18 protein-coding genes and 1 pseudogene are annotated in these 24,185 nt (G+C 71.5%); 12 read left to right on the top strand and 7 right to left on the bottom strand.

Annotation, left to right across the window (positions count from 1 at the left end):
* Nucleotides 1-54: 54 nt before the first annotated feature.
* Nucleotides 55-1,056 (bottom strand): annotated as a pseudogene (locus AB0M56_RS20975) (hypothetical protein); the annotation flags it as partial.
* Between the two features lie 200 nt (nt 1,057-1,256).
* Between AB0M56_RS20975 and AB0M56_RS20970 the strand changes: the two are divergent.
* Nucleotides 1,257-1,826 (top strand): TetR family transcriptional regulator, encoded by a 570-nt coding sequence (locus tag AB0M56_RS20970; RefSeq protein ID WP_364178608.1) that lies wholly within the window; start codon nt 1,257-1,259, stop codon nt 1,824-1,826.
* A gap of 108 nt (nt 1,827-1,934) precedes the next feature.
* Here AB0M56_RS20970 and AB0M56_RS20965 read toward each other — a convergent pair whose 3' ends face one another.
* Complete coding sequence (locus AB0M56_RS20965) at nt 1,935-4,727, bottom strand: FAD-binding and (Fe-S)-binding domain-containing protein (RefSeq protein WP_364178606.1); 2,793 nt, start codon at nt 4,725-4,727, stop codon at nt 1,935-1,937.
* Between the two features lie 165 nt (nt 4,728-4,892).
* Here AB0M56_RS20965 and AB0M56_RS20960 point away from each other — a divergent pair, with 165 nt between their 5' ends.
* Nucleotides 4,893-5,174: a hypothetical protein gene (locus AB0M56_RS20960; protein WP_364178603.1), complete on the top strand. Its 282-nt coding sequence runs from the start codon at nt 4,893-4,895 to the stop codon at nt 5,172-5,174.
* A 62-nt stretch (nt 5,175-5,236) separates the two neighbouring features.
* On the opposite strand, the gene AB0M56_RS20955 is transcribed toward AB0M56_RS20960, so the two are convergent.
* Nucleotides 5,237-5,863 (bottom strand): YigZ family protein, encoded by a 627-nt coding sequence (locus tag AB0M56_RS20955; RefSeq protein WP_364178600.1) that lies wholly within the window; start codon nt 5,861-5,863, stop codon nt 5,237-5,239.
* A 602-nt stretch (nt 5,864-6,465) separates the two neighbouring features.
* Between AB0M56_RS20955 and gltB the strand changes: the two genes are divergently transcribed.
* Nucleotides 6,466-10,995 carry a glutamate synthase large subunit gene (gene gltB / locus AB0M56_RS20950; protein ID WP_364178598.1) on the top strand — a complete coding sequence of 1,510 codons (4,530 nt, stop codon included), beginning with the start codon at nt 6,466-6,468 and terminating at the stop codon, nt 10,993-10,995.
* A complete protein-coding gene (locus AB0M56_RS20945; protein ID WP_364178595.1) occupies nt 10,988-12,439 on the top strand; it encodes a glutamate synthase subunit beta in 1,452 nt (483 codons plus the stop codon). The genes gltB and AB0M56_RS20945 overlap by 8 nt, the downstream gene beginning before the upstream one ends.
* A gap of 465 nt (nt 12,440-12,904) precedes the next feature.
* On the opposite strand, the gene AB0M56_RS20940 is transcribed toward AB0M56_RS20945, so the two are convergent.
* Nucleotides 12,905-13,813 (bottom strand): ROK family protein, encoded by a 909-nt coding sequence (locus AB0M56_RS20940; RefSeq protein ID WP_364178592.1) that lies wholly within the window; start codon nt 13,811-13,813, stop codon nt 12,905-12,907.
* Between the two features lie 215 nt (nt 13,814-14,028).
* Between AB0M56_RS20940 and AB0M56_RS20935 the strand changes: the two genes are divergently transcribed.
* Nucleotides 14,029-14,244, top strand: a complete 216-nt coding sequence (locus tag AB0M56_RS20935) for a CbtB-domain containing protein (protein WP_255638318.1) — start codon at nt 14,029-14,031, stop codon at nt 14,242-14,244.
* A 15-nt stretch (nt 14,245-14,259) separates the two neighbouring features.
* Nucleotides 14,260-15,048, top strand: a complete 789-nt coding sequence (locus AB0M56_RS20930; RefSeq protein WP_364178590.1) for a CbtA family protein — start codon at nt 14,260-14,262, stop codon at nt 15,046-15,048.
* 34 nt (nt 15,049-15,082) lie between these two features.
* Here the strand turns inward: AB0M56_RS20930 and AB0M56_RS20925 are convergent, their stop codons facing one another.
* Nucleotides 15,083-16,549, bottom strand: coding sequence for a M1 family metallopeptidase (locus AB0M56_RS20925; protein WP_364178587.1), 1,467 nt, complete (start codon nt 16,547-16,549; stop codon nt 15,083-15,085).
* An 86-nt stretch (nt 16,550-16,635) separates the two neighbouring features.
* Here AB0M56_RS20925 and AB0M56_RS20920 point away from each other — a divergent pair, with 86 nt between their 5' ends.
* From AB0M56_RS20920 to AB0M56_RS20910, 3 genes are all read left to right on the top strand, one after another.
* A complete protein-coding gene (locus AB0M56_RS20920) occupies nt 16,636-17,727 on the top strand; it encodes a histidine kinase (RefSeq protein ID WP_364178584.1) in 1,092 nt (363 codons plus the stop codon).
* An 18-nt stretch (nt 17,728-17,745) separates the two neighbouring features.
* A complete protein-coding gene (locus tag AB0M56_RS20915) occupies nt 17,746-18,387 on the top strand; it encodes a response regulator transcription factor (RefSeq protein WP_364178581.1) in 642 nt (213 codons plus the stop codon).
* 84 nt (nt 18,388-18,471) lie between these two features.
* Nucleotides 18,472-19,161, top strand: a complete 690-nt coding sequence (locus tag AB0M56_RS20910) for a DUF4190 domain-containing protein (RefSeq protein WP_364178578.1) — start codon at nt 18,472-18,474, stop codon at nt 19,159-19,161.
* Nucleotides 19,162-19,165: 4 nt separating this feature from the next.
* Here AB0M56_RS20910 and AB0M56_RS20905 read toward each other — a convergent pair whose 3' ends face one another.
* Together AB0M56_RS20905 and AB0M56_RS20900 are read right to left on the bottom strand one after the other, a co-directional pair.
* Nucleotides 19,166-20,647: a cobyric acid synthase gene (locus AB0M56_RS20905; RefSeq protein ID WP_364178575.1), complete on the bottom strand. Its 1,482-nt coding sequence runs from the start codon at nt 20,645-20,647 to the stop codon at nt 19,166-19,168.
* Entirely contained in the window at nt 20,644-21,582 is a 939-nt protein-coding gene (locus AB0M56_RS20900; protein ID WP_364178573.1) for a cobalamin biosynthesis protein, read from the bottom strand. Before AB0M56_RS20900 ends, AB0M56_RS20905 begins: the two co-directional genes overlap by 4 nt.
* Nucleotides 21,583-21,618: 36 nt before the next feature.
* Here AB0M56_RS20900 and AB0M56_RS20895 point away from each other — a divergent pair, with 36 nt between their 5' ends.
* From AB0M56_RS20895 to AB0M56_RS20885, 3 genes are all read left to right on the top strand, one after another.
* Nucleotides 21,619-22,224, top strand: a complete 606-nt coding sequence (locus AB0M56_RS20895) for a bifunctional adenosylcobinamide kinase/adenosylcobinamide-phosphate guanylyltransferase (protein ID WP_354876980.1) — start codon at nt 21,619-21,621, stop codon at nt 22,222-22,224.
* Nucleotides 22,225-22,234: 10 nt separating this feature from the next.
* Nucleotides 22,235-23,254 carry a nicotinate-nucleotide--dimethylbenzimidazole phosphoribosyltransferase gene (gene cobT / locus AB0M56_RS20890; protein WP_364178570.1) on the top strand — a complete coding sequence of 340 codons (1,020 nt, stop codon included), beginning with the start codon at nt 22,235-22,237 and terminating at the stop codon, nt 23,252-23,254.
* Nucleotides 23,255-23,399: 145 nt separating this feature from the next.
* Nucleotides 23,400-24,155, top strand: coding sequence for an adenosylcobinamide-GDP ribazoletransferase (locus tag AB0M56_RS20885; RefSeq protein ID WP_364178567.1), 756 nt, complete (start codon nt 23,400-23,402; stop codon nt 24,153-24,155).
* The last annotated feature ends 30 nt before the right edge of the window (nt 24,156-24,185 follow it).

The following is a 24,185-nucleotide window of genomic DNA, read 5'->3' as shown; positions in this document are numbered from 1 at the left end:
GCCTGACTTCGCCGGCGGGGGCGTGAAGTCGGATCCCGAGCCGGTGTAGCCCGAGCCGCCGGGCGTGTCGTCGGCCGACTTCGCGGCGGGCGGCGGGGTGTAGTCCTTCGGCGAGCCTTCGTAGCCGGACGCCTTGGTCGAGTCGTCCGCGCCCGACTTGCCCGGGGGTGGGGTGTAGTCCTTCGGCGTGCCCTCGTAGCCGCCGCCCTTGGGCGCGCCACCGCCGTCACCGGCGGTTTTCACCGGCGGGGCCGTCGGGGTGCCGCTGAGGTCCTTGGTCTTCGGCGGCGGGGCGACCTTGCCGCCCTTGAGGCCTTTCAGCGCCTTGCCCGCGTCCTCGAACAGCGTCCCGGCCTTCTTCAGCAACGGCACCAAGGCCTTGAGCGCCTTCACCAGCTTCGTCACGAGGCCCGTGATCTGCGACGCCGTCTTCGCGACGGCGCCGGCGACCTGCGGAACCACCCACGCCAGCCCGATGCCGAGCGTGAACACCACCTGCAGCGCCCAGCTGATCAGGTGCCCGATGAGCTCGGAGATGATGTCGCGCACGAGCGTCCGGACGGCGGCGACCACTTCACCCGCGGTCTTGACCCCGGACGACGCGCCCTCGGTGCCCTTCTGCGCGGACTGCAGCAGCGTGCCGATGTCCTGCGCACGCTGCCGGTACGCGTCCGACGCGGAGCCCGACCACGACTGCAGGTCGGCGTTCACGGCGTCGGTCAGGTCCGAGGCCACACTGCCGAGCTCTTTGGCGACGTTCGCCCACGTCTCGGACTGCGCCTTGATCTGGTCGGCATTGCCGGTGAGGCCGTTGAGCGCGTCCTTGAGCGGTCCGACGTGCTCCATGAGCCACGACACACCCGCGGCCAGGATCGCGCCGAAGGGGTCCATCGCGACCGACAACGCGTCGAGCGCGGTCCCCACCGCCCCCATAGCGACCGACGCCCAGTCGCCCGACTCGATGGCCGTCGAGAGGTCGTTCGCGGTCTCCAGCAGCGAAATCCCCGAATACGCCTTGGTCGAATCCACGGTCGGCGCAATCAGCGGATTGCTCATGCGGTGTCTCCTCGTGCCCTGAACTTGATCTCATCTCATCACGGCCGCACGGGGGCCGTCGGTTCACCACAGTGATGTGTCGCCGCGCACAAACCCACCCGAATGAGTGCACGATCGACCCTGCCCGCCCGCGTGACGCGGCGCCGATGCGCCCTCACCACTCGCAGTGCGGTTAACCTCGTGCGCGAACGGGAGGCGTCATGACCGCAGAATCGCACGCCCGGAAGCGAGACGCCGCGGCGACGAAAGCGGCGCTGCTCGACGCCGCCGAACAACTCTTCGCCGAGCGCGGCTTCGACCGCACCACCGTGCGCGACATCGCCAGGCGCGCGGGCGCGAACCAGGCGCTGCTGTTCCGCTACTTCGGCAGCAAAGAAGCCCTCTTCGAGTCCGTCATGACCCGCGGCGGCTTCGCCCAGCTGGAGGCGACCCCGCCCGAGCACCTGTTCGCCGAAACCCTGCGCAGCCTCCTCAAGGACGACTCCGAACGCCGCGACCGCTCCCTGGAGACCTACCTGCGCTCCACCGGCACCGACGGCGCCGGCGCCGCCCTGCGCGACCAGCTCGGCGAGGAATACGCCCGCGCCCTGGCCTCCCTCACCGACGAGCCCGACGCCGCCCTCCGCGCCGACCTCGCGCTGGCCTGGCTGCTCGGCATCGGCCTCGTCCGCGCGGTCACCCACAAGGACCCCCTGGCGAGCGCCTCGCCGGAAGACGTGGCCCGGTTGACGGGGCCGGCGGTCCGGACGTTGCTGGAGCGCAGCGAATAAGCCGGAGCAGCACCGCGAGCGGGTCCAGCTCAGTCACGCGGCTGACCGGACCATTCCGACCATGGCGCCGGCCCTCGGCTCGTTCGCCGAAACCTGGCGGGGCACCGGCTAACGCAACGCCCGCCGCAGGAACTCCGCCAGGTGCACCGCCTTTCGGCCCGACTCCTGCGCGATCTGCGTCCGGCAGCTGAACCCGTCGGACAACACCACAGTGGACTCCGCGGCCCCTCGCACCGCCGGCAGCAAGCGGTCCTCCGCCACGGCCTTGGACACCTCGTAGTGTCCCTTCTCGAACCCGAAGTTCCCGGCCAGCCCGCAGCACCCCGAGTCCAGCGTCGTGTTGCGCACGCCCGCCGCCGCCATAGCCGCTTCGTCGGCGGCGAAGCCGAGCACGGCGTGCTGGTGGCAGTGGACCTGTGTGATCGTCTCGACGTCGAGCGACACCTCCAGCGGCTTCGGCGCGTCGGCCAGCAGCTCGGCGAACGTCCGGGTTCGCGAGGCCAGCAGCTCGCCGACGGGATCGCCGGGCAGCAAAGCCGCCAGGTCACCTCGGAACAGCGCCGTGCAGCTCGGCTCCAGGCCCGCCACCTCGTAGCCGGCTTCGAGATACGGCCGCAGCACCGTCAACGTCCGCTGCAGCACGCGCTTCGCCACGTCCAGCTGGCCCGTCGACACCCACGTCAGTCCACAGCAGACACCGCGGTCGGGCAGGACCACGTCGTACCCGGCCGCCGTGAGCACCTCGGTCGCGGCTTCGAGCACGTCCGGCGTGAGGTAGTTGTTGAACGAGTCCGGCCACAGCACCACCCGCCGCTCACCCGTCGCCCAGCGGCGCAAGTCGCGACGGGCCCGCGTGAACGGCACGGTGGCAAACGTGGGCAGGTCGCGTTCGGCCGCGATGCCGCCCAACCGCTTCAGCGGCCCGGCAGCCCAGCGGCGGCGAGAGAAGAAGTTCGCCACGCGCGGCGCGAGCGACACCGCGCGAAGCCACATCGGCAGCCAGCCCATCGAGTAGTGCGACGCCGGGCGCCGCCGCCCGCGGTAGTGCTGGTGCAGGAACTCGGCCTTGTAGGTGGCCATGTCGACGTCCACCGGGCAGTCGGACAGGCAGCCCTTGCACGACAGGCACAGATCCAGCGCCTCGGCGACCTCCTCGGACGCCCAGCCGTCCTTGATCACCTCGCCGTTCACCATCTCGGCCAGCAGATGTGCGCGTCCGCGCGTGGAATGTCGTTCTTCGCGCGTCGCGCGGTAACTCGGGCACATCACACCACCGCCACTGGTGTTGCGGCACTTCCCGACGCCGACGCACCGCCGCATCGCCTGGCCGAAGCTGCCGCGGTCCTCGGGGTAACCGAGCACCGTCACGTCTTCGAGCGCGAGCGGCGCGCGGCGCACACGCAAGTCGGCGTCCACCGGCCGCGGGTCCACGATGATGCCGGGGTTCATCCGGCCCTCCGGGTCGAAGATCGCCTTGAACCGCCCGAACAACGCCATCATCTCCGGGCTGTACATGCGGCCCAGCAGCTCCGAACGCGCCTGCCCGTCGCCGTGCTCGCCGGACAGCGAACCGCCGTGTGCGGCGACGAGATCCGCGGCCTGCTCCAGGAACTTCCGGAATTGCGCCTTCCCCGGCGTGGACAGCAGGTCGAAGTCGAGCCGCAGGTGCAGACAGCCCTCGCCGTAGTGGCCGTAGACCACGCTGCGGCGGCCGTGCTCGCGCATCAGCTCCTTGAACCCCCGCAGGTACGAGCCGAGCTGCTCGGGCGGCACCGCGGCATCCTCCCAGCCGGGCCAGGCTTCCGCGCCGTCGGCCAGCCGCGTGGCCAACCCCGCCCCGTCCTCGCGGATACGCCACAACCGGCGCTGCGCCGCGGGGTCGTCGAGCACCACCGAACCCGTGAGCGCGCCACCCAGCGAAGCCGCCAGCTCCCGCGCCCGCGAAGCGGCTTCGGCCGGCGAGGAACCCGCCAGCTCCACGAAAAGCCACGCCCCGCCCGGCGGAAGTCCTTGCGCCCGACCGGGTTCCAGCATCGCGACGAGCTCCGCGTCCACGCCCTCGACGGTCAGCGGCGACCACGGCAGGATCCCCGGCACCGCGTCGGCCGCGTCGATGTCGGACGGGAAACCCAGCACCGCCAGCACGCGGTGCTTCGGCAGCTCGGCGAGTGCGACGGTCGCCCCCAGCACCGTCACGCACGTGCCCTCGCTGCCGACCAGCGCCTTGGCGACGTCGAACCCGTTCTCCGGCAACAGGTGCTCCAGCCCGTAGCCGGAGACGCGCCGGGAGAAGCTCGACAGTTCGGTGCGCAGCAAAGCGAGGTTGTCCCGCACCAGCGAACGCAGCTCGGTGAACACCCGACCCTCGGTGCCCGGAAGACCGGCCCGGGCGTCCGCTTCGGACGGTGTCGTCGGCCCGACCGTGAGCCGCGTGCCGTCGTAGAGGAGCACGTCGAGCTCACGCACGACGTCGACGGTCCGGCCCCACGCCACGGAGTGCGAACCGCAGGCGTTGTTGCCGATCATGCCGCCGATCGTGCAACGGCTGTGCGTGGACGGGTCCGGCCCGAACCGCAGCCCGTGCGGCGCGGCCACCGCCTGCAGGTCGTCGAGCACCGTGCCGGGCGCCACGCGCGCGAGCCGCGTTTCGGGATCGATCCACTCGATCCCGCGCACGTGCCGTGACGTGTCGACCACGATCCCCGGCCCGCACGCGTTCCCCGCGACACTCGTGCCCCCACCACGCGGCACCAGCGGCGCCCCGCGCTCGCGCGCCGCCGCGACGGCGGCGACCACGTCGTCCACCGTCTCCGGCAGCACCACGCCGAGCGGCACGTGGCGGTAGTTCGACGCGTCGGTGGTGTAGAGCGCCAGCGTGGCGGTGTCGCTGAGGATTCGCACGCCTTCCATTCAAGACACGCCGTCCTCCGGGCGGCACAGGGGGGACCCCGGAAAATCTCGACATCACCCCAGAGAACACGTGAAATGCACGACATCGGGCCTGTCGGGACGGAAACTGTCGGTGGTGCGGGTTCTACTGGAGCAGCGAAGGAAGGAGGCACCGCGATGCAAAGTGAAGACTCGAGTGAGCTGAACTACCGCGAGCGGGCCACCCTGAGAGCCGTCGCGTCGGGGCGGGCCGAGATCAGCTGCAGCTGCGAGCCAGACCTGTACGTCGACGGGTTGAGCTGTTGCGACCAGGCCACCACCCGCCGGCTCGTGCGGCGCGGGTTCATCGAGGCCGCGGCCGAAGGGCCGTGCGGCGAACTGGTGCTGGCCGTGCTGACCGCGGCCGGGATGGTGGCGCTGAACGAAGCCACTCGGTCCGGGGCGGTCACCGCCGCCTGAGCCGGCCGCGCACCGAGCGCGATTCCCGGCACCCCACGGCGGTTCCGCAGCGGAGGCGTCCGTCAGGAACGCACCCATTCCTCCCCGAGTTCGACAGCCTCCGCCGTTCCGCCGGTCAGGTCGGCCAGCCAGGCGGCGAACGCCGGTTCCTCACCGGGAGCCAGGCCGACCTCGAAGTGCGCCGACGCCTCGAACCGGGTGTCGTGCAGCACATACGACGAAGCACGCAGGTCGTTCTCCAGTCGGCCCGAGCGGGTGTAGTCCACCTCGACGTCGAACAGCAGCAGGCGCCGGTACTCGACCACGGACGCGGCGTCCAGCGCGTCGGACACCGCTTGCCCGTACGCGCGGATCAGACCTCCCGCGCCGAGCAGCACCCCGCCGAAGTGACGCGACACCACGGCGACCGTGTCGGTCACCTCGCGCCGGCGCAGCACCTCCAGCATGGGGACGCCCGCGGTGCCGGCCGGTTCGCCGTCGTCGCTGGAGCGCTGGGTACGGCCGCCCGCGCCGAGGACGAAGGCGTGGCAGTGGTGGCGCGCCGCCGGTTCGGCCTTGCGCCGGGCCGCGATCACGGCCCGCGCGGCCGCCTCGTCGGCCACCGGAGCGAGCGCGCAGAGGAACCGGGAGCGCTTGATCTCGATCTCATGCAGTACCGGGCTCGCCACGGAGAGATAACGATCAGCCATCGACGATTCGCCTCATGTGTCCAGTCAACCAGCTCCACCCGCGGCACAACCCGCGACCCGCGCAGCCGTTTGCGCAGGTCAGCGCGGCTACTGACCAGTGGTCGGGAGACGTGGCCCGACATATGGGCATACCCGCGGAGCCGTCAACGTAAGCGTGGCATTTCCCACCCGGGCGCAACGACATATGTCGAACACAGCGAATTCACACTATCGTCATAAGACCCGGCGAACCCGGGGGTAACACCACGCGCCCGGCCGGCCCCCCACCACACAGGCTGACCGAACCGCGCGTGCGCAGCCGCAGCGAACCGCTGCACCACCGAAGGACTGCTGCACCGACGAGAACAACAGCGCCGATCGTCAGGCAGAGCACTGGCGTAGAACGCGGCGCTGACGTAACTTGTGGCCGCCCAATGCTGTGCGGCTGTACCCGGAACCGCCCCTGCCGCAGCCCGGTCGATGTCGACCGAGCCGGCTTCAAGGGCGGTTTCCCCTTCTCGACTGACCATCGCGGTTCCGGACCACTTCGTTAACCGGTTCAGTGTCGAACCACCCGATGGAGTGAGTACCGGTCGCGCCAACGCCTTGGGAGGCGGCCAGCCGTGACCCACCGTTCCACTGCCGGTTCCACCGGTCTGTACGACCCCGCGTATGAGCACGACGCCTGCGGAGTCGCCTTCGTCGCCGATCTCGCCGGTCGCCGAGATCATCAGATCGTGGCGAAAGCCCTGGTCGCACTGCGGAACCTGGAGCATCGCGGAGCGCGCGGCGCCGAGCCCGACACCGGCGACGGCGCCGGATTGCTGATCCAGGTACCCGACGCGTTCTTCCGCGAGGTCGTGGACTTCACGCTGCCCGAAGAGGGCGCGTACGCCGTCGGCACCGCGTTCCTGCCCCGCGACGAGAAGCGCCGCGGCCGGGCCATGACCACCATCGAGCGGATCGCCGCCGAGGAGGACATGCGCGTGGTCGGCTGGCGCGAGGTGCCCGTGGACACCGCGCACTGCGGCCCGACCGCCGCCGAGACGCGCCCGCACCTCACACAGCTGTTCCTCGCCGGGCGCCGGCACAACCGCGACGGCCTCGGGCTCGAGCGGTCGGCCTTCTGTGTGCGCAAGCGCGCCGAGCACGAACTCGTGGACGATGACGTGTACTTCCCGTCACTGTCCTCGCGCACCATCGTCTACAAAGGAATGCTCACCGAGGACCAGGTCGAGCGGTTTTTCCTCGACCTGCAGGACGAGCGCGTGACGAGCGCCATCGGCCTCGTGCACTCCCGCTTCTCCACCAACACCTTCCCCTCGTGGCCGCTCGCGCACCCGTACCGCTATGTGGCACACAACGGCGAGATCAACACCCTCAAGGGCAACCGCAACTGGATGGACGCCCGCGAGGCCCTGCTGGAAACGGACCTCATCCCCGGCGACCTCAAACGCATCTACCCGGTCATCACGCGCGGCGCGAGCGACTCCGCCTCGTTCGACGAGGTGCTCGAACTGTTGCACCTGGGCGGCCGTTCGCTCCCGCATTCGGTCCTCATGATGATCCCCGAGGCCTGGGAGAACCACCAGGAAATGGACCCCGCCCGGCGGGCCTTCTACGAGTTCCACTCCACGCTCATGGAGCCGTGGGACGGACCGGCGCTGGTGGCGTTCACCGACGGCGCGCAGATCGGCGCGGTCCTCGACCGCAACGGCCTGCGCCCCGGCCGCTACTGGGTCACCGACGACGGCCTCGTCGTGCTCGCCTCCGAGGTCGGCGTGCTGGAGCTGGACCAGTCGACGATCGTGCGCAAGGGCCGGCTGGAGCCGGGCCGCATGTTCCTCGTGGACACGGTCGAGGGCCGGATCATCGAGGACGAGGAGATCAAGGGCCAGCTCGCCACCGCGCACCCGTACGACGAGTGGGTGGAGGGCGGCCTGCTGCGCCTGGAAGAACTGCCCGAGCGCGACCGCGAGGTGCCGCTGCACGCCGCGCTCGTGCGGCGTCAGCAGTCCTTCGGCTACACCGAGGAAGAGCTCGAGGCCATCCTCGAGCCGATGGCCCGCACCGGTGCGGAGCCGATCGGCTCCATGGGCAACGACTCGCCGCTCGCGCCGCTGTCTTCGCGTTCACGGCCGTTGTTCGACTACTTCATCCAGCTCTTCGCTCAGGTCACGAACCCGCCACTCGACTCGATCCGCGAAGAGCTCATCACGGCGCTCGGGACGCAGGTCGGCGCCGAACCGAACCTGCTCGTGGCCAACGCGGCGTCGTGCCGGCGCATCGTGCTGCCGTTCCCGGTGCTGGACAACGACCAGCTCGCCAAGCTCGTGCACGTCAACGACGACGGCAACCTGCCAGAGTTCCAGGCCGTGACGGTGCTCGGCCGCTACAACGTCCATGGCGGCGGCGAAGCGCTCGTTCAGCGGCTCGACGAGATCCGTTCCGAGGTGTCCGAGGCCATCGAGGACGGCGCGCGGCTGATCGTGCTGTCCGACCGCGGCGTCGACGAGAACCACGCGGCCATCCCGTCGCTGCTGCTGACCGGCGCCGTGCACCACCACCTCGTGCGGGAGAAGACACGCACGCAGGTGGGCCTCATCGTCGAGGCCGGCGACGCGCGCGAGGTGCACCACATCGCGCTGCTTGTCGGGTACGGCGCGGCCGCGGTCAACCCTTACCTCGCGATGGCGACGGTCGAGGAAATGGCCCACCAGGGCCTGATCCCGGGCGTCACGGCGAAGCAGGCGACCGCGAACCTGATCAAGGCGCTCGGCAAGGGCGTGCGCAAGACGATGTCCAAGATGGGCGTCTCGACAGTCGCCTCCTACACCGGTGCGCAGATCTTCGAGGCCGTGGGCCTGGGTGCCGACATCGTCGACACCTGCTTCACCGCCACCACCTCGCGGCTCGGCGGCGTCGGGTTCGACACGATCGCCGACGAGGTCGAGCAGCGCCACCGCCGCGCGTTCCCGGGTGACGGTGTGCGCGCGAGCCACCGCGAGCTGGAGACCGGCTCGGACTACCAGTGGCGCCGCGAAGGCGAGCCGCACCTGTTCAACCCGCAGACCGTGTTCAAGCTGCAGCACTCCACGCGCAGCGGGAAGTACGAGGTCTTCAAGGAGTACACGAAGGCCGTCAACGACCAGTCCGAGAAGCTGCAGACGCTGCGCGGGCTGTTCGACTTCAAGACCGGCGAGCGCCCGCCCGTGCCGATCGAGGAGGTCGAACCGGTCTCGGAGATCGTGAAGCGCTTCGCGACCGGCGCCATCTCCTACGGCTCGATCTCGATGGAGATGCACCAGACGCTGGCGATCGCGATGAACCGCCTCGGCGGCAAGTCCAACACCGGCGAAGGCGGCGAGGACGCCGAACGGCTCTACGACCCCGAGCGCCGCTCCGCGGTGAAGCAGGTCGCTTCGGGCCGTTTCGGCGTGACGAGCGAGTACCTCGTGAACGCCGACGACATCCAGATCAAGATGGCGCAGGGCGCGAAGCCCGGTGAAGGCGGGCAGCTGCCCGGCGCGAAGGTGTACCCGTGGATCGCGAAGACGCGGTACTCGACGCCCGGTGTCGGCCTGATTTCCCCGCCGCCGCACCACGACATCTACTCGATCGAGGATCTCGCCCAGCTGATCCACGACCTGAAGAACGCCAACCCGGCCGCGCGCATCCACGTGAAGCTCGTGTCCGAGGTCGGCGTCGGCACGGTCGCGGCGGGTGTGTCCAAGGCGCACGCCGACGTGGTCCTCATCTCGGGCCACGACGGCGGCACCGGCGCGTCGCCGCTCTCGTCGATCAAGCACGCGGGCGGTCCGTGGGAGCTGGGCCTGGCCGAGACGCAGCAGACGCTGTTGGCCAACCGCTTGCGCGACCGCATCGTGGTGCAGACCGACGGGCAGCTCAAGACCGGCCGCGACGTCGTGATCGCCGCGCTGCTCGGCGCCGAGGAGTTCGGTTTCGCGACCGCGCCGCTGGTGGTTTCGGGCTGCATCATGATGCGCGTGTGCCACCTCGACACCTGCCCGGTGGGCGTCGCGACGCAGAACCCCAAGCTGCGCGAGAAGTTCAGCGGCAAGGCCGAGTACGTGGTGAACTTCTTCGAGTTCATCGCCCAGGAAGTGCGGGAGTACCTGGCGGAGCTGGGTTTCCGGTCGATCGAAGAGGCGGTGGGCCGCGCCGAGGTGCTCGACAAGCGCAAGGCCGTGGACCACTGGAAGGCGGCCGGGCTCGACCTGTCGCCGATCTTCCACGTGCCGGAGCTGGCCCCGCGCGCGGCGCGCCACCAGGTCGTGAAGCAGGACCACGGGCTCGACAAGGCGCTGGACAACACGCTGATCCAGCTCGCCGAGGGCGCGCTCTCCTCGGGTGACAAGGTGCGGCTGGAGCTGCCGGTGCGCAACGTCAACCGCACCGTCGGCACCATGCTGGGCTCGGAGCTCACGAAGAAGTGGGGCGGTGAGGGCCTGCCGGACGACACGATCGACGTGACGTTCACCGGTACCGCGGGCCAGTCGTTCGGCGCGTTCGTGCCGAAGGGCATCACGCTGCGGCTCATCGGCGACGGCAACGACTACGTCGGCAAGGGCCTCTCGGGCGGACGGCTGATCGTGCGCCCGCCCAAGGAGGTCTCCTTCGCGGCGGAGGACCACATCATCGCGGGCAACGTGATCGCCTACGGCGCCACGAGCGGCGAGATCTTCATCCGTGGCAAGGTCGGCGAACGGTTCTGCGTGCGCAACTCGGGCGCGCTGGCCGTCGTCGAAGGCGTGGGCGACCACGGCGGCGAGTACATGACGGGCGGGCGAGTGGTGGTGCTCGGCGCCGTCGGGCGCAACTTCGCGGCCGGCATGTCCGGCGGCATCGCCTACGTGCTCGACCTGCCGGCGCACCGCGTGAACCCGGAGATGGTCGACATCGACCCGCTCGACGCCGACGACACCGACTTCCTGCGCGAGACCGTGGAGAAGCACTACAACGAAACGGAGTCCGCGGTCGCGCGCGAGCTGCTCGCCGACTGGGACGCCGCCGTCGACCGGTTCGGCAAGGTCATGCCGAAGGACTACAAGCGCGTGCTCGCCGCTCAGGTTCAGGCGGAGCGGGATGGGCGCGATGTGAACGAGGCGATCATGGAGGCCGCACATGGCTGACCCCAAGGGCTTTCTGACCACCACCCGTGAAGAACCGAAGCGCCGTCCGGTCGATCTTCGGCTGATGGACTGGCGTGAGGTCTACGAGGACTTCGCGTCGACCAAGCTGGAGAAGCAGGCCGGGCGGTGCATGGACTGCGGTATCCCGTTCTGCCACCAGGGCTGTCCGCTCGGGAACCTGATTCCCGAGTGGAACACGCTGGTGTGGCGGGAAGACTGGCGCGAGGCGGCCGAGCGGCTGCACGCGACCAACAACTTCCCGGAGTTCACCGGCACGCTGTGCCCGGCGCCGTGCGAGACCGCGTGCGTGCTCGGCATCAACGACGACCCGGTGACGATCAAGCGCGTCGAGATCTCCATCATCGACCGGGCTTTCGCCGAAGGCTGGGTCACGCCGCAGATCCCGGTGGCGAAGACGGGCAAGAAGGTCGCCGTCGTCGGGTCCGGGCCGTCCGGGCTGGCCGCGGCGCAGCAGCTCACGCGAGCGGGCCACAGCGTGGTGGTCTACGAGCGGGCCGAGAAGATCGGCGGGCTGCTGCGCTTCGGCATCCCCGAGTTCAAGATGGAGAAGTTCCGCCTCGACCGCCGGCTCGACCAGATGCGGGCCGAGGGCACCGAGTTCCGGACGTCGGTGAACGTCGGCGTGGACGTCACCGTCGAACAGCTGCGCTCGAACCACGACGCGGTGGTGCTCGCCGGCGGCGCGACCGCGTGGCGCGACCTGCCGATCGACGGCCGCGAGCACGACGGGATCCTCCAGGCGATGGAGTTCCTGCCGCCGGCCAACCGCGTCGCGTCGGGTGACCTCGACGAGGTCGAGTACTCCGCCGAGGGCCTCGACGTCGTGGTCATCGGCGGCGGCGACACGGGCGCGGACTGCGTCGGCACGTCGCACCGCCAGGGCGCTCGTTCGGTCACGCAGCTGGAAATCATGCCGCGGCCGCCCGAGGCCCGTTCGGACGCGCACCCGTGGCCGACGTACCCGATGATCTACCGGGTTTCCTCGGCCCACGAAGAGGGCGGCGAGCGCCTGTACTCCGTGAACACGCAGGAGTTCCTGGCCGACGCGGACGGTCGCGTGCGCGCGCTCAAGCTCGTGGAGGTGCGCAACGAGGGCGGCAAGTTCGTCCCGGTCGAGGGGAGCGAGAACGAGCTGCCCGCGCAGCTCGTGCTGCTGGCGATGGGCTTCGTCGGCCCTCAGCACTCGGGCCTGCTGGAGGACCTCGGCGTCGACCTCGACCAGCGCGGCAACGTCGCGCGCGACAAGGACTTCCGCACGAGCGTCGACAACGTCTTCGTCGCCGGCGACATGGGCCGCGGCCAGTCGCTGATCGTGTGGGCCATCGCCGAGGGCCGCTCGTGCGCCGCCGGCGTCGACGCCTTCCTCACCGGCCGGGCCTTCCTCCCGGCCCCGATCGCGCCGACGGACCGGCCGATCGCGTGACCCCGTGGTGGGCGCACCAACGTTGCTGCGTCCGCCACGACCCCCTCAGCCCGAGGCAGGCGCACCAGCGTTGTTGCGCCTGCCTTGTCCTCAGTGGACCGTCCGCGGTCCGCCCCGGTCCCGGGTGGTCACGGCAACGGCGCCGTGTCCGCCCGGCCCGAGGTGTCCGCCCGGCCCGAGGTGCGCGCCTGGGCGAAGTGTCCGCCCGGCCCGAGGTACGCGCGCAGGCGTTGTGCGCGCCTGGGCAAAGCGCGCCAGGCAATCCCCTTACCTGGCTGGGCAAACCCCCACCCTCCCGAGGGGGCGTCCCGGCTCCAGTCTATCGACTACCCCCGACAAAACCCGTGGCCAAGCCGAAAACGGGCCGAGCTGTCCACAACTCGGTATGCCTGTGGACAAGCCGCGCAAACGTGTGCGCCGGCCTGAACCACGCCGAGCCCCGCGCCGGGAAGCCCGCCCGCGAAATCACCGGCCACGCAACAGATCCAACGCCAGCAACGCCGCACCGAGCCGCCCTGCTTCGTCACCCAGCGAGGCCACCCGAAGTTCCGGCATCCGCTGGAAAGTCAGCGCCGAAGCCAGGTAGTCGCGCACCGGATCGAGCACGTAGTCGGCCGCGGTGAACAGCCCGCCGCCCAGCACGATCACCTCCGGCGCCAGCAACGTCAGCAGCGTCCGCAAGCCGTGGCCGAGGCCGTCGAGCGCGTCGGACACCACGGCGACTGCGGCTTCGTCGCCGTGGCGCGCGGCGTCGACCACGGGCTGCGCACCGTCGGCGGGGCGGCCGGTCCGTTCGGTGTAGCGACGTGCGATGGCCGAGGCCGACGAGATCGCCTCGAGGCAGCCCGTGGCGCCGCAGCCGCAGACGATGCGGTGGCCCACGTCGATGTGGCCGATCTCGCCGGCCAGCCCGTGGGCCCGGTAGAGGCGCCCGTCGAGCAGCATCGCGGCCGCGATCCCCGTGCCCACGGCGATGAACGCCGCGTCGGTGCAGCCCTTCCCCGCGCCCACGCGGAACTCCGCCAGCCCACCGGCGCTCACGTCGTGGCCGAACGCCACCGGCAGCCCCAGCCGGTTCTCCAGCAGGTCGCCGAACGGCACGTCGCGCCAGTCGAGGTTGGCCGAGAACCGGGCGACGCGCGCCTGTTCGTCGACGATGCCGGGCACCACGACGCCGACCGCGCCCGGCGAGCCCGTGCCGGCCTGCTCCGCGAGCGAAGAGACGACATCGGCCACCTGCTCGGCCAGCGCCGTTCCGTCCGCGCTCTTCGCCGTGGGCACCCGGGTCGTCGCGAGCGCGTTGAGTTCCGCGTCGAGCAGGGCCGCCTTCACGGTCGTGCCGCCCACGTCCAATGCCGCCACCAATTCAGCCATACCGTGATTCTCACATCGGGCACCTCACATCGATGTGACATTGACGGGCGGTAGCACAGCAACCTACGCTCGGTCAGCCAGACGACGAGTTCCGGAACGCGGTGAGAATCCGCGCGGTCGCGCCACTGTGACCCCTCGACGAATTTCGAGGGGAAGCCAGACCCGGACCCGTCGTGTCGCTCCCGATGAGGCCGCGAAAAGCCCGAGGAGGCACAGTGACCACCCCCGCAGCACCCGCCGTCGCCACACCGATCCCCGTCCGGATCCCCGTCCGCCAGATCGTTCCGTGGGCAGTGCTGGTGGGCCTGCTCGCCCTCATCGCCCTCTACTTCGTGAGCGCCGAACAGGGCGCCACCGCGGTGTTCGCCAACATGTACGTGCACGAGTTCGTGCACGACGGCCGGCACCTGCTCGCGTTCCCCTGCCACTGAGGCGGGCGAACCACCGTGATGAGGTCCCTGCTGGTCCGCGGCATGCTCGCGGGCCTGATCGCCGGCGTGCTCGCGTTCGTCTTCGCCTACCTGTTCGGCGAGCCGTCGGTCAACAGTGCCATCGGCATCGAGGAGGCCGGCTCCGCCGCGCACTCCCACACCCACGACCCGGCCGCCGGCCAGGGCACTGGCGAGGCTGCCCAGCCGGCCGAGGAGCCCGAAGAAGAGCTGGTGCCGCGCGACATCCAGAGCACCGTCGGCCTGCTGACCGGCGTGCTCGTCTACGGCGTCGCGATCGGCGGGCTGTTCTCGCTGGCCTTCGCGTTCGTCTACGGCCGCATCGGCTCACTGCGCCCCCGCGTGACCACGGCGCTGCTCACCGCGGGTGCGTTCGGCGTGGTGTTCTTCGTGCCGTTCCTCAAGTACCCGGCCAACCCGCCCGCGGTGGGCCAGCCGGGCACCATCGGGGAACGCACCGAGCTGTACTTCGGCTTCGTCGCCGTCTCCCTGCTCGCGGGCATCCTCGCCACGGTGTTCGGCCGCAAGCTCGCCGACCGCCTCGGTGCGTGGCGCGGCGGCCTGCTGGCCTGCGCCGGTTACGTCGTGGTGATGGCCGTGGTCGCGTGGCTGATGCCGGTGATCGACGAGGTGCCGCCGACGTTCCCGGCGTCCACGCTGTGGAGCTTCCGCACCGCGTCCATGGGCACGCAGGTGACGCTGTGGCTCACCCTCGGCCTGTGCTTCGGCTTCTTCGCGGAGAAGGTACTGAAGCCCTCCCAGAAGGCCGTCGCAGCAGCCGTCTGAGGGCCCGGGTCACCAGTCCAGGTCGCCGGTCATTTCACGCCGTCCAGTCGGGGTGGTTCGGCATCGCCGGGGTGGTGGAGCCGTACAGCCAGTCGTGGAAGAACGCGCCCAGGTCGCGGCCGGAGACGCGTTCGGCCACGGCGACATAGTCCTGCGTCGCGGCCGGGCGGCCTTGGAACTCGTCGAAGAAGGTGCGTTCGATGCGGTCGAAGGTCGCCGGGCCGACGAGGCTGCGCAGCGCGTACAGCGTGAGCTTGCCGCCGAGGTCGGTGCCGAACATGACGCCCGTGGCGGAGCTCTGCTGGGCGACCGGGCCGTTCTGCTTCAGGATCTCGTTGTTCTGCGAGTAGCCGGACTTGGCCTTCTCGTCGAACGGTTTCCCGCCGTGTTCGGAGTCGTAGAGGTCCTGGTAGAAGGTGGCGTGGCCCTCGCTGAGCCACATGTCGTCCCAGTGCCGCACCGGCACGGCGTCACCGAAGTACTCGTGCGTCAGCTCGTGCGCCATGGTCGAGACCTCGCTGGGGTATTCGAGGGCCAGGGCGCTGTAGGTCGGCATCGCCGCGGTCTCCAGCGCGACACCGCCACCGTAGAGGCGGTTGACGCCGAGGGCGCCGGCGCTCGCGTACGGGTACGGGCGGCCCAGGCGCTGCTCCAGCCACGCGATGATCTCCGGGGTCTTGCGAGCGGTGTCGAGCGCGGCCGGTTTCGCCGCCGTGGTCACGTAGCTGCGCACCGGCAGGCCGTGCGGGCCCACCTGGTCGACCTCGGTGAAGTGGCCGGCCGCGAGCTGCACGACGTCGGTGGCCGTGGGCCGGTCGACGCGGAACACCGAGGTCACCCGGTCGCCCGCACGGTGCTTTCCGACGAGCGTGCCGCTGCCGACGCCCTGGACGTCGGCCGGTGTCGTGATCCGCAGGGTGTAGGTGGCCGGGTCGCCGGGAACGTCGTCGGAGGGGAAGACCGCGTGCTCACGGTCGGTCTGCCCCATCACCGCGAAGCCGTCCGGGGTGTTCTGCCACACGCCCACGGCCTCGGCGAGGTCGGGCGGCAGCGGGAACTTCACCGTGGGCGAGGCCGGGCTCTTCGCGCGGTCCGCGACGTAGCCGATCCGCACGGTGAACGGCACACCTTTGCGCACCGGCCGCACGGGCGTGACCACCAGCTTTTCGCCCTGCACCACGAACTTCGCGGCCGCGCCGTCGACCTCGACCGTCCGGATCTCGCCCACGGCCGAGTCGAGCCCGAAGGAAGACAGCGACTGCGTGGCGACGGCCCGCATCGTCACCGCCGCGTCCATCGTGGTCACCCCCGGCCGGTAGTCGAGGGAGACGTCGTAGTCGCGGGCGTCGTAGCCGCCGTTGCCGAGCCCTGGGAACAGCCGCTCGCCCGCGCTCAGTGCGCCGGGAGACGCGGGATCAGCCGTGGCAGCGGTCGCGGTGCCGGCGGCCAGCACCGCGGCGAGCCCTGCCACCGCTGCGGTTTTCACGATCGTTTTCGCCATGCGGTCCACCTTGCCGAGGCCGCCGCCGCGCGCACATCAGCCAGGCAGCTCGAACGGGCTAACCGGAAAGTCGTACGGTGATCGCCGTGCGACTGCTACTGCTCGACGCTTGCCTGGCGATCGCGGTCGCGGGCGCGCTCGTGCTGGAGGCGCTCGCCGGCGTGACCCGGCCCCCGCTGTGGCAGCTCACGATCGTGGCCGTGCTGGTCCTGTTGGTGCTGCGGCGCCGGTTCCCCCTGGTCACGATGCTCGCGTTGGCAGTGCTGGCCTGGTTCGAGCCGACGACGGAGATCGCCATGATCTTCACGCTCTACACGGTCGCCGCGCTTCGCGGGCCGAAGTGGCCGACGGCGGTCGCGGTGGGCGCCGACCTGGTACTGGCGCTGGCCACCTACCGGCCCGACGACCTCCAGGGCTGGGAGATCGTGGGCTTCGTCCTGGCCCTGACGCTGCTCCTGCCGCTGCTCGCGGGCCTGTGGATGCACCAGCGCGCCGTGCTCGTCGACGCGCTGCACGACCGCGCGGACCAGGCCGAACGCACTCGCGACCTGCTCGCCGAGCGCGCCGTGACGGCCGAGCGCAGGCGGATCGCGCGCGAGATGCACGACGTGGTGGCCCACCGCGTGAGCATCGTCGCGTTGCAGGCCGGAGCGTTGTCCGTGCGCGCGCCCAACGACGAGACCGCCCGGCTCGCCGAGGTGATCCGCGAGTCGAGCGCCGCCGCACTCACCGAACTGCGCGACATCCTGCGGGTGCTGCGCGAGGACGAGACCGAGCCGAAAGCACTGCCGAGCCCCACGCTCGACGGCGTCGCGCAGCTGGCCGGCGACCTCGCCGCGGCCGGCGCGGACGTCGACGCCGAGGTGCCCGATCCCCTGCCGCAGGTGCCGGAAAAGGTGGGCCGGGCGGCGTACCGGATCGTGCAGGAGTCGCTGACCAACGCGGCGAAACACGCACCGGGCGCGCCGATCCGCGTCCGGCTGTCGCTGGACAGCGGCAAGCTCGTGGTCGAGGTGGCCAACGCCCTCGGCGCCTCGGCGGGCCTGCCCGGCGCGGGCTACGGCGTGATCGGCATGCGCGAGCGCGTGACGCTGGCCGGCGGCGCGCTGCGCGTCGGCCCTGACGGTTCGGGTGACTACGTGGTGCGCGCGGTGTTCCCGCTCGCCGGCGGCGCGTGAGATGAGGAGGACGCTGCGGTGATCAAGGTCGTGCTGCTGGACGACGAGGTGCTCGTGCGCAGCGGCATCCGGATGATTCTCGAGTCGGATCCGGAGATCCGCGTGGTCGCGGAGGCGGGCGACGGTACGGGCGTCGCCGAGCTCGTCGCGCGGCATCAGCCTGACGTCGTGCTCACCGACATCCAGATGCCCGGCGTCGACGGCCTCGAGGTGACCCGCGTGGTCACGGCGCTGCCCGAGGCGCCGTCGGTGGTCGTGCTGACCACGTTCGACCTCGACGAGTACGTGCACACCGCATTGCGCCGCGGCGCCACCGGGTTCCTGCTCAAGGACACGCCACCACGCGACCTGGTGAGCGCCGTGCACGTGGTGCGCCGCGGCGAGGCGATGCTGTCGCCGGCCATCACGCGGCGGCTGCTCGGCGAGTTCGCCTCAGGCGGGGCCACGGAGAGCGCGAAGGCGCGGCTGACTGCGTTGACCTCGCGCGAGCGGGAGGTCGCGGTGGCTGTGGCGGAGGGCTGGAGCAACGCGGTGATCGCCACCCATCTCGGTGTGAGCGAGGCCACGGTGAAGGTGCACCTGGGGCGGATCATGTCCAAAGTGGAGGCCGCCAACCGCACCCAGGTGGCCATCCTGGTGCACGACGCCGGTCTTGCCTGAATTGTTGTGGTGCAGGCGGTCTCGCACCGGTTACGATCTTCGACGGGTCGGGGGATTCCACAGAGAAAGTTCAGGGGACCCTTCATGTCCGAATCTGTCCTGCCGCCCAAGCCGACGGGGCCGAGTTACCAGGACGCGCCGCTGCCGCCACCGCCGCCGCGCGCGGCCGGCAACACCAACGGCTTCGCCATCGCCTCGCTGGTGCTGGCGTTCCTGCCGGCCACTGCGTGGCTGAGCGTGATCTTCGGGATCCTCGCGTTGGTCCAGATCCGGCGCAAGGGCCAGCGTGGCCGCGGGCTGGCGATCGCGGGGCTGTCCATCAGCGGCGCGTGGGTGCTCCTCATCGCCGCGGCCATCGCGATCGGCGTCGCGACCGGTGGCTTCGCGCCCGCCGCCGACAACGCCGCCGCGTCCGTCGGGGACAACAGCGTCTTCGCGGCGAAGAAGGGCGAGTGCTTCACCACCTACGACGAACGGACCAGCAACATCGAAAAGGTCCCGTGCGACAAGCCGCACCACTCCGAGATCTACGGGCTGGTCGTGCTGCCGGGCGACGACACGGACGCCTACCCCGGCGACGCGACGCTGTCGGCACAGGCCCGTCAGTACTGCGAGGCCGAGCAGAGGAACTTCTTCGCGACCACCACGCCGCCTTCGGACCTGGTCATGGCCGTGTACTACCCGGATGAAGGGTCGTGGCAGCACCGCGGGCACTCGGCGGTCTGCACCTTCGAGTCCCAGAACGGCGCGCTGACGGCCCCGGTGGTGCATTAACGGATCACGGTGCGCCGGGCGGAACGAACGGCAACCCGTCCGGCGCACCGTTTTCCAGCAGCTCCAGCAGGTTCTCTGTGTCCACTTCGGACTCTACGGCGTCCGCAAGACGTTCCAGCATGTCTTCGCGCAGCGACGCGAAGCCCGGCGCACCCACCGCCGGAGCCCAGTCGACGCCCGCCTGAGCCGCCGCTTCGGTGAGCCACGCACGGCGGAAGCCGTCGTTTTCGAAGGCGCCGTGCCAGGTCGTTCCCCAGACCGCGCCGACTCGGAAACCGTCCAGAAAGGACTCGGCGTCGGCGGTCGAGGCGCTGCCGTGGTGGATTTCGTAGGCCTCAACCCGGTGGCCGCACCATTCGCCGACCGGGCGGTCGAGCACCTTCTCCCCCGCGAACGTCACCTCGGTCGGCAGCAAGCCGAGTCCCTCGACCGTGCCGGCGCGCGACTCGACGTCGTCGTGGATGGTGGTGGCGAGCATCTGGTAGCCGCCGCAGATGCCGAGCACGGGACGGCCGGCGGCGGCGCGCGCGGTCACCGCGTCGGCGAGGCCGCGCTCGCGTAGCCAGCGCAGATCGTCCACGGTGGCGCGGGAACCGGGCAGCACCACTAGATCCGCGGCGGCGACCGTGTCCGGGTCGGCGGTGAGGCTCACCGTCACGCCGGGTTCGGCGGCGAGGGCGTCGACGTCGGTGGCGTTCGAGGCACGCGGGAAGCGCACCACGGCCACGCGCAGCCCGCCGCCCCGCGGGGCTTCGTGCCGCCAGCCCGCCACGGCCAGCGCGTCTTCGGAGTCGATCCACACGCGGTCGAGCCAAGGCAGCACCCCGAGCACGGGCCGGCCGGTCACGTCTTCGAGGCTCTTCAGCCCCGGGCGCAGCAGGCCGACGTCGCCGCGGAACTTGTTGACCACCCAGCCCGCGACCAGCGCCTGATCCTCCGGCGACAGCAGCGCGAGCGTGCCGAACATCGCCGCCAGCACACCGCCGCGGTCGATGTCGCCGACCACCACCACCGGCAGCGAGAACCGCCGCGCCAAACCCAGGTTCACGTAGTCGCCGCCACGCAGGTTGATCTCCGCGGGGCTGCCCGCGCCCTCGCACACGACCACGTCGAAGCGGGAGCTCAGGTCCTCGAACGCGCCGAACGCGATCTCCGCCAGCCCAGCGCGGCCGGTCGCGTACTCGCCGGCTTCCAGCGTGCCGAACGGTTTCCCGAGCGCGATCACGTGGCTGCGCCGGTCGCTGCCCGGCTTGAGCAGCACGGGGTTCATCGCCGCTTCGGGCTCGACGCGCGCGGCGCGGGCCTGCAGCCACTGCGCGCGGCCGATCTCGGCACCGTCGGCGCAGACCATCGAATTGTTCGACATGTTCTGCGACTTGAACGGCGCCACCCGCACGCCGCGGCGCGCCAGCCAGCGGCAGATCCCGGCCGTGACCAGGCTCTTGCCGGCGTCGGACGTCGTGCCGGCGACGAGCAGCCCGCTCATCGCGCCACCGCCACCGCTGCTGCCACCAGGGCCGCGGCCGCGCCGACCACGCGCGACAACCGCACCGCGCGGCGCAGGTCGACGGGCTGCGGCGCGCGGCCGTCACCGAGCGTGCCGCGGTCCTCGATCTCGCCGCCGTAGCTGTTGGTGCCGCCGAGGCGCAGGCCGAGCGCGCCGGCGAACGCCGCCTCGACCTGGCCGGCGTTGGGGCTCGGGTGGTGCGAGCCGTAGCGCCGCCACGCCCGAAACGACGCCCGGACCTGCCCACCCGCGAGCGGCGCGGACACCGCCGTGAGCACGGCGCCGGCCCGCGACGGGACGAGGTTGACGAAGTCGTCGAGGCGTGCCGCCGCCCAGCCGAAGTTGCGGTGACGCGGCGAGCGGTAGCCGACCATCGCGTCGAGCGTGTTCAGCGCGCGGTAACCGAGCAGGCCGGGGATTCCGGCGACGGCACCCCACAGCAGCGGTGCGACCACGGCGTCGGACGTGTTCTCCGCGATCGACTCGGTGGCCGCGCGGGTGAGCTCGGCGGTTTCCAGCTCCGTCGCGTCACGCGCGCAGAGGTGCGACAGCCGGGCGCGCGCGCCGGGGACGTCGTGGGCGTCGAGCAGCCGCGCCATCTCACGGCCCTCCGCCGCGAGGCCGCGGCCGCCGAGCACCACCCACGTCGCGGCGGCGGTGAGGGCGAAGCGCGCGAAGGGACGTCGGCGCGTGCTGAGCTGAGCGGCCACGCCCAGGCCCGTCGCGGCTCCCGCGCACACCGCCGCGTACGCCGCTCCGCGCGGCTTCGAGTCGGCCCACCAGCGGCGTTCCAGCGCGCCGGCCCAGCTGCCGAACACCGCGACCGGGTGCCCGCGGCGGGGGTCACCGAAGAGTGAGTCGGCCGCATATCCGGTGATCAGGCCGGCCGCTGTGACGGCTTGTCGGAGTGGCACGTGGCGAACGGTAGCGCGTGCACGAGAATGCCGGGTATGACCAAGCTGACGCACCGGCTCGCCGGGTATCTCGAGACCCTGGCGCGGACCCTCCGCCGGTACGGACGCGACGACGGCAAGGTGCTGGTCCTCGGCGGCGTCCGCTCGGGGAAGTCGAGGCACGCGGAGCGGATCGTCGCGCACCACACGCACCTCGTGTACGTGGCCCCTGGCCTCCCGCCGAGCGACGACGACCCCGAGTGGGCCGCCCGCGTCGCCGCGCACAAGGCCCGGCGCCCGCGCCACTGGACCACGGTGGAGACCACCGACCTGGCGACCGTGCTGCGCTCGGCGACGAGCCCGCTGCTCATCGACTGCCTCGGCACGTGGCTCTCGCGCGTGCTCGACGAGGTCGGCGCGTGGTCGGGCAAGCCGGGCTGGGAGCGCCGTCTCGACGACCGGCTCGAGGATTTCCTGGCCGCCTGGACCCAGGCACGCGTGCCCGTGGTGGCCGTGAGCAACGAGGTCGGCAGCGGTGTGGTGCCCGCTACGTCGTCCGGACGGCTGTTCCGTGATGTGCTGGGCGCACTCAACAACCGGGTGTCCGCCGAGTCCGACCGGAGTCTGCTGGTCGTCGCCGGGCGGGTGCTCGAACTGCCGTAAGGAGTCCGCCGTGCCGCGTTTCGACATTCCCGTGCCCGACGCCGCCGCTCGCGCCGCCGCGCAGGAGCGCCTCGACGGCCTGGTGAAGCCACTCGGCGCGCTGGGCCGGCTCGAGGAACTGGCCGCGTGGCTCAGCGCCGCCCACGGCGTGGTGCCACCGCGTCCGCTGGACGACGTGCGCGTGGTCGTTTTCGCGGGTGACCACGGGGTGTCGGCGCAGTCGGCCTACCCGCGTGAGGTCACGGCGGCGATGGTGCGGGTGTTCCTCGCCGGGCGCAGTGGCGTCACGGTGCTCGCCGCGCAGGTCGGCGCTCGCGTGCGGGTGGCGGACATCGCGGTCGATTGGGACGCTTCGGATGTTCCGGCTTCGGTGACCGCGCACAAGATCCGCCGCGGCTCGGGCGCCATCGACGTCGAGGACGCGCTCGCCCCGGGTGAGGCGCTCGCCGCGTTCGAGGCGGGGCGCGCCATCGCGGCGGAGGAGGCGGACGCGGATCTGCTCATCCCGGGCGACATGGGCATCGGCAACACCACGATGTGCGCGGCCCTGGTCGCGGCCACGCTGGGCCTGCCCGCGGCCGAGGTCGTCGGCACGGGCACCGGCGTGTCCGGGGCGGCTTTGGACGCGAAGACGGCCGTGGTGGAGGCCGCGGTGCAGCGCGCCGCGGGACGGGTCGCCGATCCGTTCGAGCGGCTGACGGCGTTGGGCAGCGCCTGCGTCGCGGCCACCGCGGGGTTCCTCGTGGAGGCCGCGGTGCGGGGCATCCCCGTGCTGCTCGACGGCATCTTCTCCGGCGCGGCCGCCCTGGTCGCCCGGGACATCGCGCCGGGTGCCGAGCAGTGGTGGCTCGCAGGGCATTGCTCGACGGAGCCTTCCCAGGCGTTCGCGTTGAAGGCGCTCGGGCTCACGCCGATCCTCGACCTGGGCCTGCGCCTCGGCGAAGGCAGCGGCGCTGTGCAGGCCGTTCCGACGCTGCGGGCGGCCCGGGCGATCATCGCGGACATGGGGTTGCTGGCGGACCTCGCGTGAGGGCTGCCCGCGAGGAGGTGAGGGCCGCCGGAGCACGGCTCGAAGGATCCGGGTGGCCGTCAGCCGCGGCGCGGCGAGGCGCGGCGAGGCGGCCGGCGGCCGCTGTCAGGTGCCTCGATTCCGGAGGGCTGCGAGTGGGGCGCCGGTGAAGCTCGGCGACGCGCTGCGGCTGGCCGTCGGCACCCTGACCACCGTGCCCGTGCCCGCCCCGCGCGTCATCGATCGAGGGGTGGCCGGGGCGGCGATGGTCCTGGGCCCGGTCGCGGCGGTCCCCCTCGCGGCGGCCGCGGGCCTGGTCGTGGCCGGCGGCGTGGCCGTGGGACTGCCCGCGCTCGCCGTCGCCGCCCTCGCGCTGGGAGTGGTGGCTCTGGGCAGCCGCGGCCTGCACCTCGACGGGCTGGCCGATACCGCGGACGGGCTCGGCGCGTCGTACGACCGCACCAAAGCCCTCGACGTCATGCGCCGCGGCGACTCGGGCCCGACCGGGGTGGCGACGCTCGTCTTCGTGCTCCTGGTGCAGGTCGGTGCTTTGACCGGCGCCGTGTCGGCGGACCACGGCGTCGTGGCCGCCGTGGTCTCCGTGCTGGCGGGCCGGTGCACGCTGTCGATGTCGTGCGCGCGCGGCGTGCCGTCCGCCCGGCCGGAGGGGCTCGGAGCGACGGTGGCGGGGTCCGTGCCGCGGCTGGTCGCGGTGGCCGTCGGTCTGGTGGCCGCCGCGCTGGCCGCGCTGGCGCCCGGCTTGCCGTGGTGGCAAGGGGTGGCTGCGGTCGGCGCCGGGTACTTCGTCGCGGCTGCCTTGCTCGCCCGGTGCGTCCGGCGCCTCGGCGGAATCACCGGTGACGTCCTCGGCGCCGCAGTCGAAGTGGCGGTGGCGGCGACGCTGCTCACGCTCGCCGTCTGAGCCGCACCCGGTTCCGGTCGGCGACGGCGA

The organism is Amycolatopsis sp. NPDC051372, assembly GCF_040682095.1.
Taxonomy (GTDB): domain Bacteria; phylum Actinomycetota; class Actinomycetes; order Mycobacteriales; family Pseudonocardiaceae; genus Amycolatopsis.
Note: the sequence above shows the minus strand (reverse complement) of the source record. Positions and strands in the feature narration are given on the sequence as shown.